This window comes from Shewanella eurypsychrophilus, assembly GCF_007004545.3.
GTDB classification, from domain to species: Bacteria; Pseudomonadota; Gammaproteobacteria; order Enterobacterales; family Shewanellaceae; genus Shewanella; species Shewanella eurypsychrophilus.
On record NZ_CP045503.2, the window covers coordinates 3,702,742 to 3,715,308 of the forward strand.

The window sequence follows — 12,567 nt, forward strand, 5'->3', positions numbered from 1 at the left end:
AACTCCGTTATTTATATAAATTAGAACGTAAATAGATACAACGAATGGGTAACAACATAGAACGAGTCATTATTGCTGCCATTGGCCAGGTTGTTTTATGACAAAACAGTGCCAAATAAGACGCGGCAGTATAGCTGATAACCGTTGCAATAGCAGCCCCCATCGCCCCATAAATCGGGATCAGCCAGAGATTAAACAGCACATTAAACAGTGCACCGATTAACTGAGTTACTAATGAGAACCTGAGTAAGCCTTCGGCCAGTAACCACTTACTCAATAAAGCCCGCATAAAGATAAACACCCCTGCCCAGATATGGATCACTAATACAGCTGCAGAAGCCGCATAGTCACTGCCGAATAAGAGTACAACACCCCATGGGGCAAGCCATTGCACCAAGAGAGCAATAATGAAGGCACTAGCAAACAGAATATCGTTAAGCTGCTGTAGTTTAATACCATATTGCTTAGGGTCATGCTTTCGAGCCGCAAGCAGTTGTGGGAAAAAGGAGGTCACGATAGCCGCAGGGAAAAAATACCACACTTCAGACAGCTTTGCGGCGACCGCATAGATCCCTACTTCCTCTTGGGTGCTTAAGGTCCCGAGCATGACCTGATCCATCTTCAGATAAACAATTGCGGCCATCCCCGACAGCATCAATAACCAAGACTGAGACAGTAACCCTTTGGCCTCAATAAGGTTAAATCTTAATTTGAGCAGAGACTCGCCGCGAACGCGATATAAAACAATAAAACCAAGTCCAATCAATGCCATTTCGGCGGCAGCTAAATAGACAAACAGTGACAACGATGCATCAAAATAGACCGCCAGCAGGCGCACTGTAGACATGATCAGTAGCACTAGCAAACGCATCTTGGCGGCATAACGATTAGCAACGTGGGCCTGGATCCAGTAATCGAACACAAGCAAAGCATTGAATACATTGCCCAGTAATAAGATCAAAAACAGGCCGTTTAACTCGGCGGGTAAAAACAGATCTGAAAAACTTAGCACCACAAGGCCACAGACTAAAGCGCCAGTGAAACGCATGGTCAAAGAGCTACCGATAATCTGGGCACTATCCTCAGGGCGGTTAACTAATTCGCGTGTAACAATGGCGTTTAACCCCATTGCGGCAAAGGGGCCCAATAAGGCAACAATCGAGATCAAAAAATTAAGTTCACCGAACTGATGCGGTGAAAGGTGACGCGCCAAAACCAGAGTGACCGCCAAAGTAAGCACTAAACTCACCAGCTTCTCACCTACAAGCCAGATAGTACTGCCAATGGCCGATGGAGCTTGGGAAGTTAAAGAACTGGAGCTCGAAGATGATTCAGAACTTGGAAGCGTCATATGGCTTTTGAAGAAGCCGAAGAATGAAAAGAAGCTGACATGTCACCACAATAGCGTAAGGCTCAAAATATTTGCGATGATTTTACGCTAAAATTTGATAGAAACAAACGATAACACTCACTAAAAGCGTATAAAAGAGTAACTAAGTTACAGTTTGCATACAAATTAACAGCGCTTACGTCACAAATGTAACCCTTCCACATTAATGCTTATTTAACCTGATAACCATTACACAAAGGAAATAGCCAAAATAGTGTTATTTAGCAGCTTTAGGTTTCTCGCTAAGAAAAACAGTTGCTTCTAAGCAACTGCTTAACGTTTCCACCTCTTAAAACTTGTTCTGTTCGACACGATAGAGCGAACTCACGATGCCACTATACTGGTACTTTTCTGCCTGTTGATTATCATTTTTGCAAGCTTAATGGCATTGCGTTCTACAAGGACGAAGCCTATATACGAAAATGGTATGGTAATAATGAGCGTTAGCACAAACAAAGGAACAAAATGACTGACGCCGCCAAGTAAATTATTCGCAATATGGATTGCGCCGAAATGGACAATGTAACCCGAGAAACTAATTCGCCCGACAAATGCTAGCAAGCGATTATCAAATAGAGATATTTTTTGCTGGCTAAGGACCAATGCCAGCAACATAAATGATAGCCCCATAACATAATGAGATGCGCCTCTCGCCTGACCTGATAATGCGATAACGGCAATAATCAATGAAACGAAAAGTAGCGCGAAACAAGTCTTCTTAGCGCTTAATACCCGCTGTACTCTTGCGTCTTTATATAAAAAGAACAATAAAATGCCCGCGGCGAAAATCCCCAGTTGAGAAAATATATTACGATGGATAAACTGCCCAGCAAGTTTAAAGCCATATAGCTCAATGAGAGCTGGCTTGATTAAAGCGTTAGCGAGCAAGATAAATCCAATACCAATCCCCATCGCGATAATAAAAAATAGTGCCGCTTTTTTAAGAGAATTAACTCGGTAAAAAAGCCATGGGCAGATCAAGTAAAAGAGTACCTCACAACTAATAGACCAGCCTCCAGGGACAACTGAACTAGTGGTTTCCGGATGCAGCAGATTGATAAAAAAGAAATGCAAAGGGAAATGCCACAGTTCAGGGCCAGGTAGCCAACCTCGAGACTCCAAACCAAACACCATGGTGTATATTAATATCCCTAACCAATAAACAGGGGCGATCCTTAAAAGGCGCTTAATATAAAAGTTTTTGATGAAACGGGGATCATTTTGGCTTGCACGATCTAAGGTAAAGAAAATGGTGAAGGCACTAATAATAAAGAAAAGTTGAACTCCATAACCAGCTTGCAAAATGACTGAGCTAAATAAGCCATCATAACTTGAAAAAGAGGCCGCATGTGTCGCTATGACACCTAAAATTGCGATACCTCTTAACGAGTCTATAAAATTAATTCTTGCCACTACAATGTCCCTATTCGTTTTCAAGAAGTTCGCCACAATAAAGTGAGTCATAGTCAACAGGACGATTATTCATTAAGTCCTTAAAGTGAACAAAGTTAACACCTTGACTAATCGCATAATCTATCACTTCAAATAGACGCTCTGGTGTTGTATAAAAATTACTTTCACTGCTATTGGCTATATCATGACCCGCTAGAATAAGCGTGGATTTATCACGTACAATGATGTCAATTGCCGACTTAATCTCTTGCAAAGATGAACGTTGATCATCGAGATGTGCACTCATCAAAACAGGCACTATCTCCTCATGTATCCCATCTTGCATACTGGTTTCAGCGGGTGCATATAAACGAACACTATCAAAAACATTGAGTAGAGCTAGATCTGATTCAGCACTATTCGAATTAGAGTGAGGGTAAGCAAATGAGGCGACAGTAAAGCCATCTTCAAGCATATAGCAACTGGGACGTATAACCTCTTCAGTCAACCACTGCTGTGAGCCGTGTTCTGCAATATATTCATTGGCTTTGGCATGGCTAAAACTGTGCTGAGCAATTTCGAACCCTTTCGCACTCAGTTCATGTAATTTAGCTTGTCTTTCTGGGGTTCTTGGGTTCCCGTACTTATCTAGATTTCCGTAGTAAGAAACAAAAAAGGTGGCTGTCGCCCCTCTTGTTGATATCTCATCAGCCACTGAATGCCAGTTAGATACAAATGCATCATCAAAAGTCAGCACTAACCGTGCTTCCTGAACAGCCGAAGCGCTTTCATCGCTACATGCTAATAGTAACAAGCAACTAAACAGCGCAAGCCCCCAACGTATTATTCGCATCACATACACCTAGCCAATTTTAAAAGCCTGATTCTACCGGAATGTTAGCTCAGGTAAAGTCAAAATTTTAACGGCTAAGTTATTGAGATAAATAGGTCAAAAAAACCGACAAATGACTATTCTATAGTGACTGCTAGTCAGCCAATAAATACTGGCAAGATTGACTGTAATGCCGCCTTCGTTTTTCTAAGTGATAACAGTAAGAGGTAACCTCCTGTAGAGTACCTACAGGCCCTTTGAAGACTTTGCCAAACTCACTCGTAATTTTACACCAGTTTTTAATTGAGATATTTAACCGACCTAGAATATCTTGGCTTTCTTGACTAATAGCACCACGTTTGTCGCCCCTAATAACTCGGCCAGTTTCGTCCACAAGCTGAAGATAGCTTTTTACACTAAACATCAAACCTTGAGGCATATTCTGCCGCTCATTGCCAACAAAGGGGGCTAATGCTTTTGGCTGCTCTCCCTGCATTGCAGCCTTAATTCTTTTTTGAATACTGGTGAAGTCAGACAGCTCCGGTGTTTTCGCCATTTTTGCACGAATGGGATTAAGATCCACATAGGCCATACAAGCCAAAATAGCCGCTTCATCCAGTAAAGCCTGGCTCTTAAACCTCCCCTCCCAGAAACGGCCTGTACACTTATCCTCTTTATTCGCCATGCGCGCAATGGGTTCGTTCAGCGCTCTCATAAACCAACTAATATCACAGAATCGACTACGATACTGAGCAACAGAATTTTTTAATCGGATAATTTCATGGCTTTCAATTAGCTCATGATTAACAAACTTTTGCGTAATGTCATTACCTTTAAATAGTCTATGCCAGCGTTTTACCACTTCGATATCAGTCCAACTATTAACTTGGTATATGTCCACTTGTAGTACAACATGCAGATGATTAGACATAACAGCATAGGCTAGAATGTCTATAGCAAAGAGCTCTCCCAATTTGAGTAACTGAGCTTCGACCCATCCACGTCTATGGTCATAGTTTTTCCCCGTGAATTTATCATCTCCAAAGAGGAAGGCACGTCTAGACACTCTAGAGCAACAATGATATACGGGGGTGTCTTCGATACTAACTTGAGTTCTTCTTGGGCGTGGCATAACAAGCCTCATGACTAAAACTAACCATATAGTTAGCTTAGCTCTATAAACCCAATACAACAAAAATGATGGATGGCACCGTTAGCACTTCATACAACAAAAATGATGGATGGCACCGTTAGCACTTGCACCGTTAGCACTTGAATTCGGAAGTTCAGAAGATACATTACCACAACTAATAACCGCTATTATGATCGCTTTATAGATAACGGACACCACAGAAACTAATATAGCGGCTCATAGGGTTCAGGGATGGGTTACTAGATGCTTCTAGGTTCTAGCTGTTTTAGTGATATGTGGAAAGCAAATTAAGATGGATGGCACTGTTAATTTTCTGTTAATTTCCTTAATACTGGGAAAGCAAATTAAGATGGATGGCACTGTTAATTAATTCTGTTAATTATTACTGTAATTCAGGCAGCACTGTTAATTAATAATTAAAAAAGCGAGCCGAAGCTCGCTTTTTATAAACTCAATTAAGAGCTAAGTCATTATTACTGACCTAGAACTTGAGTAGGAAGAGTTAGACGATCAGCGTCTGAAGTCACTTTGTATGCAGCATAAACAGTAACGTTGTCGCTTGGCGCGTTCACAGTTACGTTTAGTGATAGGCGACCATCAGTGAAACCATCGGCAGCTAGCATGTCAGATACATCACCAGAGATACGAGTAATTGTGTTTCCACCAGCCTCACCGAGTGCATATGGACCATATGCAACACCAGCTTCGTCGAATGCAGTTACTGTAATATCACCAGCAAGAGAACCTTTGTTAGTCACCCAAAGGAACTGCTCTAGGTTGTCACCGTAAGGCACATAAGAGATATCAGTTGAAGAGCCGTTAAGCTTGAAAGTACCAGCAGCATCACTGAAAGAGAACTTATCACCACCAACATTTGCTACTTCAATAGCAACTGAGTAAGCACCAGGATTAAGTACAACTTTATCCTCAGCAGCTACAGCTACAGCAAATGTTAAAGTTTGAGCAGCAAGAGTTGCACCAGTATAAGTGTGAGCAGCGGTTAGCTTATCAGCTGCAACTACATATGTGCTAGTTCCATCCTTAAGAGTACCAAGATCACCAGTTCCAATGAAACCTGACATGTCACCAGATACTGTTGCTTTATATGTAGCAGCGACAAATTTAGCTTGTTGAGCAGCTGAGAAAGTCGGAGTGAAAATAAACTTAGCATCTCCAGGTGTTGCAAAAACTTTACGTTCTTCTGCAACATCGATAACAGCGTCCATTTCAGTAGTAACACTGAAACCATACTCGTTAACAACCGTACCAATTACTTTGCTATCATTTGTGCCAGCAGAATCAATTGCAATACCAGTACCTGTTTCAGCTTTTGCAGATACAGTTACTTTAGCTCCGGCAGTAGTTGAAGATAGAATTGTTGCGTTTGCAAGAGTACCTGCTGAATGCAACGTAAACGTGTTACCAATAGTACTGTTTTTTGGAGTTGTTCCATCAGGAGTCAGTGCAGTAACACGGAAAACTAATTCAGTCTTTGAGGTATTCAATAGACCAAAAGTAACAGTATCGTTTACCAAAGGACCAGCAGACGTTAAAGGAGTATCAGTCAGGGTGTAAGCAGCATCAGATGCAAACTCACCACCAGTTAAAGTGATAGTGATGATATCACCAACTGAATATTCAGCGCCGGCAGTTAGAACTGCAGAGCTTGTAGCTGAACCAAGAAAAAGTGTATCGCCATCGTTAGCTACAACACCTTGTGCAAGAGCTTCAGCACCATATGTTTGAGCTACTGAGCTCGAAACATCAATTGCCATAGCGCCAGTAGAAACAGCTGCTACAACAGATGCTAGCAAGGTTTTTTTAAAAAGATTCATCTAAGATTTCTCCAATATATTAATATACGAACATAGCAAATGCGTAACGTTTGATAACAAGACCACATCCATGCTCTAGCATTACTTAAGTAAGCCAAAGAGTAACCATCATGTATCGTCCCATCCGTGTTCCATTGAACCGAACGAAATACAAAAGTATTACTCTCGTTTGACTTCCAACAAGGATATTAAATTACCTTCACGCTTTTCTCAACCTCTAAATCATCAAATAAATCAATAAATGTACAAACAAAGCACAAAAAGTTTGATTAGAGGTGAAAACTGCTACCGATTTCACATACTCGAACGAAAATCAGTCATTTAGAGATGTTGTTGGCCCTGTTTATCATAGTGAGTAATAATCGCTTTGCAACATATTACACACAAAAAGCTCACGACGCCCTCCTGCAAGTCAAACGCTTACGTTAACAATATCGGATAGCAATAGGATTCAAGAGCCAGAAGCACACAAGTGTATCAGACTCGTTACACAACTGACCAAGCTAACTTAAACCCCGCATCCACTTTACTGAGCTAAAACTTAAAACTTAAAGCTTAAAAAGAGCACAAAAAAAGCCCTATCTCGTTAGATAAGGCTTTATTGAGTTAAATAAGGCTAGCAGCTAATTTGAATATTGCCAGCCTGATTGAATTGGTAGGGTGAAAACCCGCTACTTAGTCTTTGGCAGACTGATGTTACTTAAGCCTCGCTCGAAGCTTTGGCTGATCTGCTGCCACTGATCGGTACGATGGATCACCTTGGGCGTGACTAACATCACTAGCTCGGTCTTAGTGTTAGACCTACTCTCTGTCTTAAATAGGCTACCCAACCAAGGGATATCTTTAAGGAATGGCACGCCGTCATCATTGGTCGATACATCCGATGACACTAGACCGGCTAAAATAATGGTCTGGCCGCTTTCGGCAACGACCTCAGTTTTAATCGCACGCTCAAAGATACTCGGGTTATCACCGGCGCCACTGCTGCCCTTCACTTGGTTAGAGATCTTCTCATCGATCTCCATGATCACTATCCCTTGAGCATTGACTGTAGGCGTCACGCTGATCTCGACCCCGGTTTTACGGTACTCGACGTTAGTTTTAGATTTATCACCTGAGCCGGTATCATCACTGACCGTTGAACCGACGACTGAGATTTCGGTTCCCACTGACATGGTTGCCGTCACGCCGTCTCTGACTAATAGTGAGGGGTTAGATAGCACATTAACATATTGATTGGTCTGCAGCGCTGTGGCGACTATGCCACCGTCGGCACCGCCGATGGCCAAAGTGCCACCGGTTTTAGAGCTGCCAAACAATGCCCCTGAGGTTGGGATCCCTTCAGGCAAACCGACATTACCATTTTTAATGGCGAATTCGACCCCAAGACTGAACTCATCGGTTAAGGTCACCTCGGCGATGATGATGTCGAGTAATACTTGCTTAGGCAGCACATCGAGCCTGCCTATTAAGGGGATCAGCGTTTGATACTCTTTGCCTGTGGTATAAAACACGATGGCGTTAGAGCGCTCATCGACCACAAAGGTCAATATGTCTGTCTGTGCGCCAACTTTAGATGTTGTTGAAGGCACCTGGCCTGTGGTTTCACTGTTATTACTATTACTATTGCTATTGCTATTAGCACTTCTACTGCTAGTACCACTGCTGGTACCACCGCTACGAGCCGCGACCAAAGGCGCTAAACTTTCACCTATGTCTGAGGCTCTGGCATAGCGAGGATGGTAGATAAAGTATTGTTTGGTTTCACTCAAGGAAGGCTTGTCGAGTAGCTTGGCCCAGTAACGTACCCGGTTTAAGCCTTGTTGATGAGATGAAAAAATAACCAGCGAATCAATTTGTGGCAAGGGAACAATCACCACATTTTTATTGTTATGCTTACCTATTGAGATAGGGACACCTTCATTTTCGAGCAGTTGACTCACCTGCTCTGAAAAATCATCGATGCCAATAAAGGTAAGATGCAGCAAACCGACATATTTACCTCGGTTGGCGGGGGCGTCAAGCAGGCGAACGATATCCAGCGCCCTTAAAATATTCTCACGTTTACCACGGATAAATAGCGCACTTTGCTCAAAATCTGCGGTAATCTTGGCATCCACAAGCTGGTTCAGGGTACGCTCAACACTGATTTTGATGCCGTACTTAAGTGGTACCACCTGAATGATCTCATCATTCGTCATAGGTACACTACTGGTACTGGCACCTATGCCAAACACCATAGACTTGTTATTTTCGGTCGACTTTTCATGCAAAAAATACACATCGTTTTCAAACAAGATATCGACTTTATTGCTGTCGAGCAGACGCGCGATCACTTCGAAAAAGTTACGTTCAGAGATTGATTCAGCGACATTGAGCGTCACGGTTTGTTCACTGCTAACCAGATCTTTATCAATCAGGTAGTTAACCCCAAGCACCTCACCGAAACTGTAATGAATAAAGTCTTCTAAAGGAATTTTCTTCGCTGCAGCCGATACCATACGCTCGGTACTGAATTGACTGGCTAGATTGGTCTGCTGTGGGGGGACCCGCTCACTCGTCGGTAGCGACGCTAAACTGTCATAAACCTGACTTGCCTGACTCGCCGGTTTTTGCTGAACACTGTCACTACTTGAAGTATCACCATTTGTACTCGCAAGGTAGGAGTCGTTGATCTTAAACTTTTCCTGTTTAGTATCATTCTTTGTCGGCTCACTGGCACAGCCAGCCAACAGCATCACACTGACAAATAACAGGATGAGCTTTGGCGTGTAGAATTGGTGCCGGTTACATTTATTGTTCATGATAATTTAAATAACCTTAATATGATCTGGCGGTCTTCATTTTGGAATACCACATGGCTTGCGTTGACCTGTGAGAGTGTATATTTTTCTATATTACCCAGCAAAGGCAGCGTCATTAGCTCTGACTCATTACTGTTCGTATCTGTTTGCACAAATACTGCGAAAGTTTGTTCTTGATGAAAAACTCCGGCAAGCTCGTAATAGCGATCACCGATAAATAAGCTGGCTAATTCACCCTGCTGCTCATCTTGCTCTGCTAACGATAATGCTTTTACCTTAGTTTCAGTGGCGACAAGCTGATTATTATCGGTAGCTGCTTCATTGCTATGATTAAATGCATCGAGTTTATCCTGTAAGCGCTTTTGCTGCGCTAGGGACAAAACCAACACTTTTGGCATTTGTGGTGCGATAACTTGTTGAAAAGACTGATTGCCATCACTATCTACACCTAGCCGAGTGAGCGCATCGAACAGTAAGCCCATCACGACAAACGCTACCAGTAACAGTGCTAGCGGACGCTCTTTTAGCCAAACAAGGTTCCAGAATTTTATTACTTTCATTACTCTGCTCCCTGTTGTTCATCTTTGGCCACCAAAAATTGTATGACTGCTTTAGCATTGGTCAAACGACCGATACTTGTCTTAGACATACCGGAGATATTGACTTGCCACTGGGCGAAACGTCTTGGATTAGGTAGCAGTTCTACTGCGGCCGTAAATTGAATAAAATCAGCTAAATCGCCTGTGATACCGATCTCAAGACGATATTCAACGTAAGCGTCATGATCTTGTTGACCTAACCAACGAGAGTTGCGCACTTTAAGGTTATTATCTGCAATCAATTTTTCGATTTTTTGTAGCTGTTTTAGCTGAGTGTTATTTTTATTGCTCGCATCAAAAAATATCGCTTGCTGCTTTGACACAGCAAGCTCAAGTTTTTGCTTTACCTCGGCTAAATAACCTGATTGAGATACCAGATATTGTCCTTTATCTAATCTAGATTGCAAGCTGCGCATCTCGTCGACCTGTTGACCTTGCCAATCGAACAAGGGCACGATAATAAACCGAATTGAGGCCAGCGCCGCCATGATCAAGAGTAGGTTTTTACGATTACTCAGCAGTTCCATCTGTTACCTCCTTTAATATAAATGAGATAGCAAACCGCTCTAGGCCGCGATTACGGCTGACTGCATTGATAAATTTAGCATCATCGACTCGCGTTTGTGATGATATATCAGCAAGTGTTTGGGTTGCGCTGGGCGCCAAGCCTCTCACTGTGATCAATTCGCTTTTATATTCAACTTGGGTAAATTTAACCCCTTGTTCAATGAGGGGCAAGAGTATTGACCATATTGGCGTTGATATCTCAAGTTGATTCAATAACTGCTCACCATTGCGATATTGCTTTAACTGATGCTGCAGTTGCCGATTTTCATTTAAGAAGTTGGCGATCTCCGATGATTGCTGTTGGTACTCTGCACTCAACAGATGATGTTTAACTGATAAATAGGCACTGGAGAGTGCTAAATAACCGCAACAGAGAATACCAGAGGCCAATACCCCCTGTTTTAGCTGACGCTTGGTGAGTGCTCCATCGACTGGCCGCTTTATGAAACAGGTGGGTAGCCAGCTAGAATAGGATGTTATTAATTGCGTTAGTAATGTTTGAGCATATGCTTCAGCATCTATGTTTACTTGTGATGAACTGGCGCTAACCGATGACATCCACATAAAATGCTCAATGCTTTGACAGCCAAGTTCACTGGTCGCAGAATGAATGCCACTCTCTGTTAGGCAGCTAAAGAGATCTCCCTTATGTGTGGTAACCCTAGTCACTGTGTCCTTTTGCGCGAATAACAGCGACTCTGGGATCAACCATTTTACCGACTTAGGGAGGCTTGCTAGAACGGGGGCGTCGAACTCCCAATAAGTCACACTGTAGCGATTATCGGACACATGTTTAATCAGGTGTTGTACCAATTTGGTTGGCTGACTTTGATGTTCAATTTTTAAGATCGCTTTTAGTTCACGCAGCGAAGGCGCTTTATATTCACGACTCGTCTCTGTGTAGTGACCTCTTGCGATGACAGATATCAATGTTCCTTTAGCCGGCTCGGTGACAGCACACCAGCTGACCAGCCCTTGCTCTACTTCAATAGACAGTTGATGCCATTGATTAGAATACAAGCTAATTCTATTTTTAAGTATGCTTTTTAATCTGTTTTTCATTCCATTAATCTTAAAGTGTTAGCTTTTTGCTTTAATTAAATATGGGGCGATATCATTATTAGGCTGTAATGTTATATCCAGTAGCGCGCGCATCCGAATTTCGCCTTGCTGTACTTCGAATGTCATTAGCATATCGTTGCTATTTAAAAAACCATAATCATCACTAGTTTGTGTGCCTGTAATGGCTTTAAAGTTATGTTTATTTAATGTTCCACTTTGACGCGCTGACTCTAGATCCTGTAAATAGCTAGAGTCAATTAACGCCGCCCAAATTTGTGGGGGGGAATTGAGTATGTTTATATAGGAACTTGCATATAAAGTCATACAACAATCGACAGCCTGGTCAATTGTTGTGAGCAATGACGGCTCATCTTGCATTAATACCTTCAAGATATCACTGTATTCTGACTTAAACTGTATGGGTGCAAACCTAGGTGTGACACCATAATCAGTAAAGTTCTGTATTGGAACACCACCAAATTGCCATTTTGCTTGATCATTTTGCCAATTTTTAATACTCGTCTCTAGGATACCAGCTTTTTCTTCAGGTAATCCATAATGTTGTAAGTAATGGCTCTGAATCGATCTAGAGGTCGATATCATAGAAATTAGCCCATTGGCATCTTGAAGACTCACGCGAACATTGCCTACACGAAAGGGCTCACCATGAAAGTTCCAATCTAAGGCTTCAGCATCATTATTCTCAGCAGGTTGACCATGCGAGCGAGTCAGTAGTTCGTAAGTCACCTGCGATTGAGCTGAATAGATCTGCATCTCTGCGTTAAGTTTATCGACGAAACCTGAAGCCAGCCTTACTTGGGTTTTAACGTTAAAGCCGATCTGCAAAGCAAGTAACATAATCAGCGAACTGATTAACAGTACTTGGATCAGGGCTACCCCATCTTGCTTACGTGCTCTCATTACGATACGGCC

At 42.3% G+C, this 12,567-nt stretch carries 10 protein-coding genes; all 10 read right to left on the reverse strand.

The window, feature by feature from the left end; translation table 11 throughout:
• Nucleotides 1-7: 7 nt before the first annotated feature.
• The 10 genes from FM038_RS15715 to FM038_RS15760 all read right to left on the reverse strand — a co-directional run bounded on the left by FM038_RS15715 (nucleotide 8) and on the right by FM038_RS15760 (nucleotide 12,555).
• Nucleotides 8-1,351, reverse strand: a complete 1,344-nt coding sequence (locus FM038_RS15715) for a flippase (protein ID WP_142874289.1) — start codon at nucleotides 1,349-1,351, stop codon at nucleotides 8-10.
• Nucleotides 1,352-1,714: 363 nt separating this feature from the next.
• Entirely contained in the window at nucleotides 1,715-2,803 is a 1,089-nt protein-coding gene (locus FM038_RS15720) for an acyltransferase family protein (RefSeq protein WP_185965848.1), read from the reverse strand.
• Nucleotides 2,804-2,813: 10 nt separating this feature from the next.
• Complete coding sequence (locus tag FM038_RS15725; protein ID WP_142874291.1) at nucleotides 2,814-3,635, reverse strand: polysaccharide deacetylase family protein; 822 nt, start codon at nucleotides 3,633-3,635, stop codon at nucleotides 2,814-2,816.
• 133 nt (nucleotides 3,636-3,768) lie between these two features.
• Nucleotides 3,769-4,746 carry a transposase gene (locus FM038_RS15730; RefSeq protein ID WP_142874292.1) on the reverse strand — a complete coding sequence of 326 codons (978 nt, stop codon included), beginning with the start codon at nucleotides 4,744-4,746 and terminating at the stop codon, nucleotides 3,769-3,771.
• Nucleotides 4,747-5,240: 494 nt separating this feature from the next.
• Entirely contained in the window at nucleotides 5,241-6,602 is a 1,362-nt protein-coding gene (locus FM038_RS15735; protein ID WP_142874293.1) for a hypothetical protein, read from the reverse strand.
• A 671-nt stretch (nucleotides 6,603-7,273) separates the two neighbouring features.
• Nucleotides 7,274-9,406, reverse strand: a complete 2,133-nt coding sequence (locus tag FM038_RS15740; RefSeq protein WP_142874294.1) for a type II secretion system protein D — start codon at nucleotides 9,404-9,406, stop codon at nucleotides 7,274-7,276.
• Nucleotides 9,403-9,966, reverse strand: coding sequence for a hypothetical protein (locus FM038_RS15745; protein ID WP_142874295.1), 564 nt, complete (start codon nucleotides 9,964-9,966; stop codon nucleotides 9,403-9,405). Before FM038_RS15745 ends, FM038_RS15740 begins: the two co-directional genes overlap by 4 nt.
• The gene (locus tag FM038_RS15750; RefSeq protein WP_142874296.1) at nucleotides 9,966-10,532 is read right to left on the reverse strand and encodes a hypothetical protein; all 567 of its coding nucleotides are present in this window, start codon (nucleotides 10,530-10,532) and stop codon (nucleotides 9,966-9,968) included. Before FM038_RS15750 ends, FM038_RS15745 begins: the two co-directional genes overlap by 1 nt.
• Nucleotides 10,516-11,634: a hypothetical protein gene (locus FM038_RS15755; RefSeq protein ID WP_142874297.1), complete on the reverse strand. Its 1,119-nt coding sequence runs from the start codon at nucleotides 11,632-11,634 to the stop codon at nucleotides 10,516-10,518. Before FM038_RS15755 ends, FM038_RS15750 begins: the two co-directional genes overlap by 17 nt.
• A gap of 18 nt (nucleotides 11,635-11,652) precedes the next feature.
• Nucleotides 11,653-12,555: a hypothetical protein gene (locus FM038_RS15760; RefSeq protein WP_142874298.1), complete on the reverse strand. Its 903-nt coding sequence runs from the start codon at nucleotides 12,553-12,555 to the stop codon at nucleotides 11,653-11,655.
• Nucleotides 12,556-12,567 lie beyond the last annotated feature (12 nt).

Bases quoted from the DNA above. Each gene is read 5' to 3' on its own strand.
- FM038_RS15715 (WP_142874289.1), bottom strand. From the start codon at position 1,351: ATGACGCTTCCAAGTTCTGAATCATCTTCGAGCTCCAGTTCTTTAACT.
- FM038_RS15725 (WP_142874291.1), bottom strand. From the start codon at position 3,635: ATGCGAATAATACGTTGGGGGCTTGCGCTGTTTAGTTGCTTGTTACTA.
- FM038_RS15730 (WP_142874292.1), bottom strand. From the start codon at position 4,746: ATGCCACGCCCAAGAAGAACTCAAGTTAGTATCGAAGACACCCCCGTA.
- FM038_RS15735 (WP_142874293.1), bottom strand. From the start codon at position 6,602: ATGAATCTTTTTAAAAAAACCTTGCTAGCATCTGTTGTAGCAGCTGTT.
- FM038_RS15740 (WP_142874294.1), bottom strand. From the start codon at position 9,406: ATGAACAATAAATGTAACCGGCACCAATTCTACACGCCAAAGCTCATC.
- FM038_RS15745 (WP_142874295.1), bottom strand. From the start codon at position 9,966: ATGAAAGTAATAAAATTCTGGAACCTTGTTTGGCTAAAAGAGCGTCCG.
- FM038_RS15750 (WP_142874296.1), bottom strand. From the start codon at position 10,532: ATGGAACTGCTGAGTAATCGTAAAAACCTACTCTTGATCATGGCGGCG.
- FM038_RS15755 (WP_142874297.1), bottom strand. From the start codon at position 11,634: ATGAAAAACAGATTAAAAAGCATACTTAAAAATAGAATTAGCTTGTAT.
- FM038_RS15760 (WP_142874298.1), bottom strand. From the start codon at position 12,555: ATGAGAGCACGTAAGCAAGATGGGGTAGCCCTGATCCAAGTACTGTTA.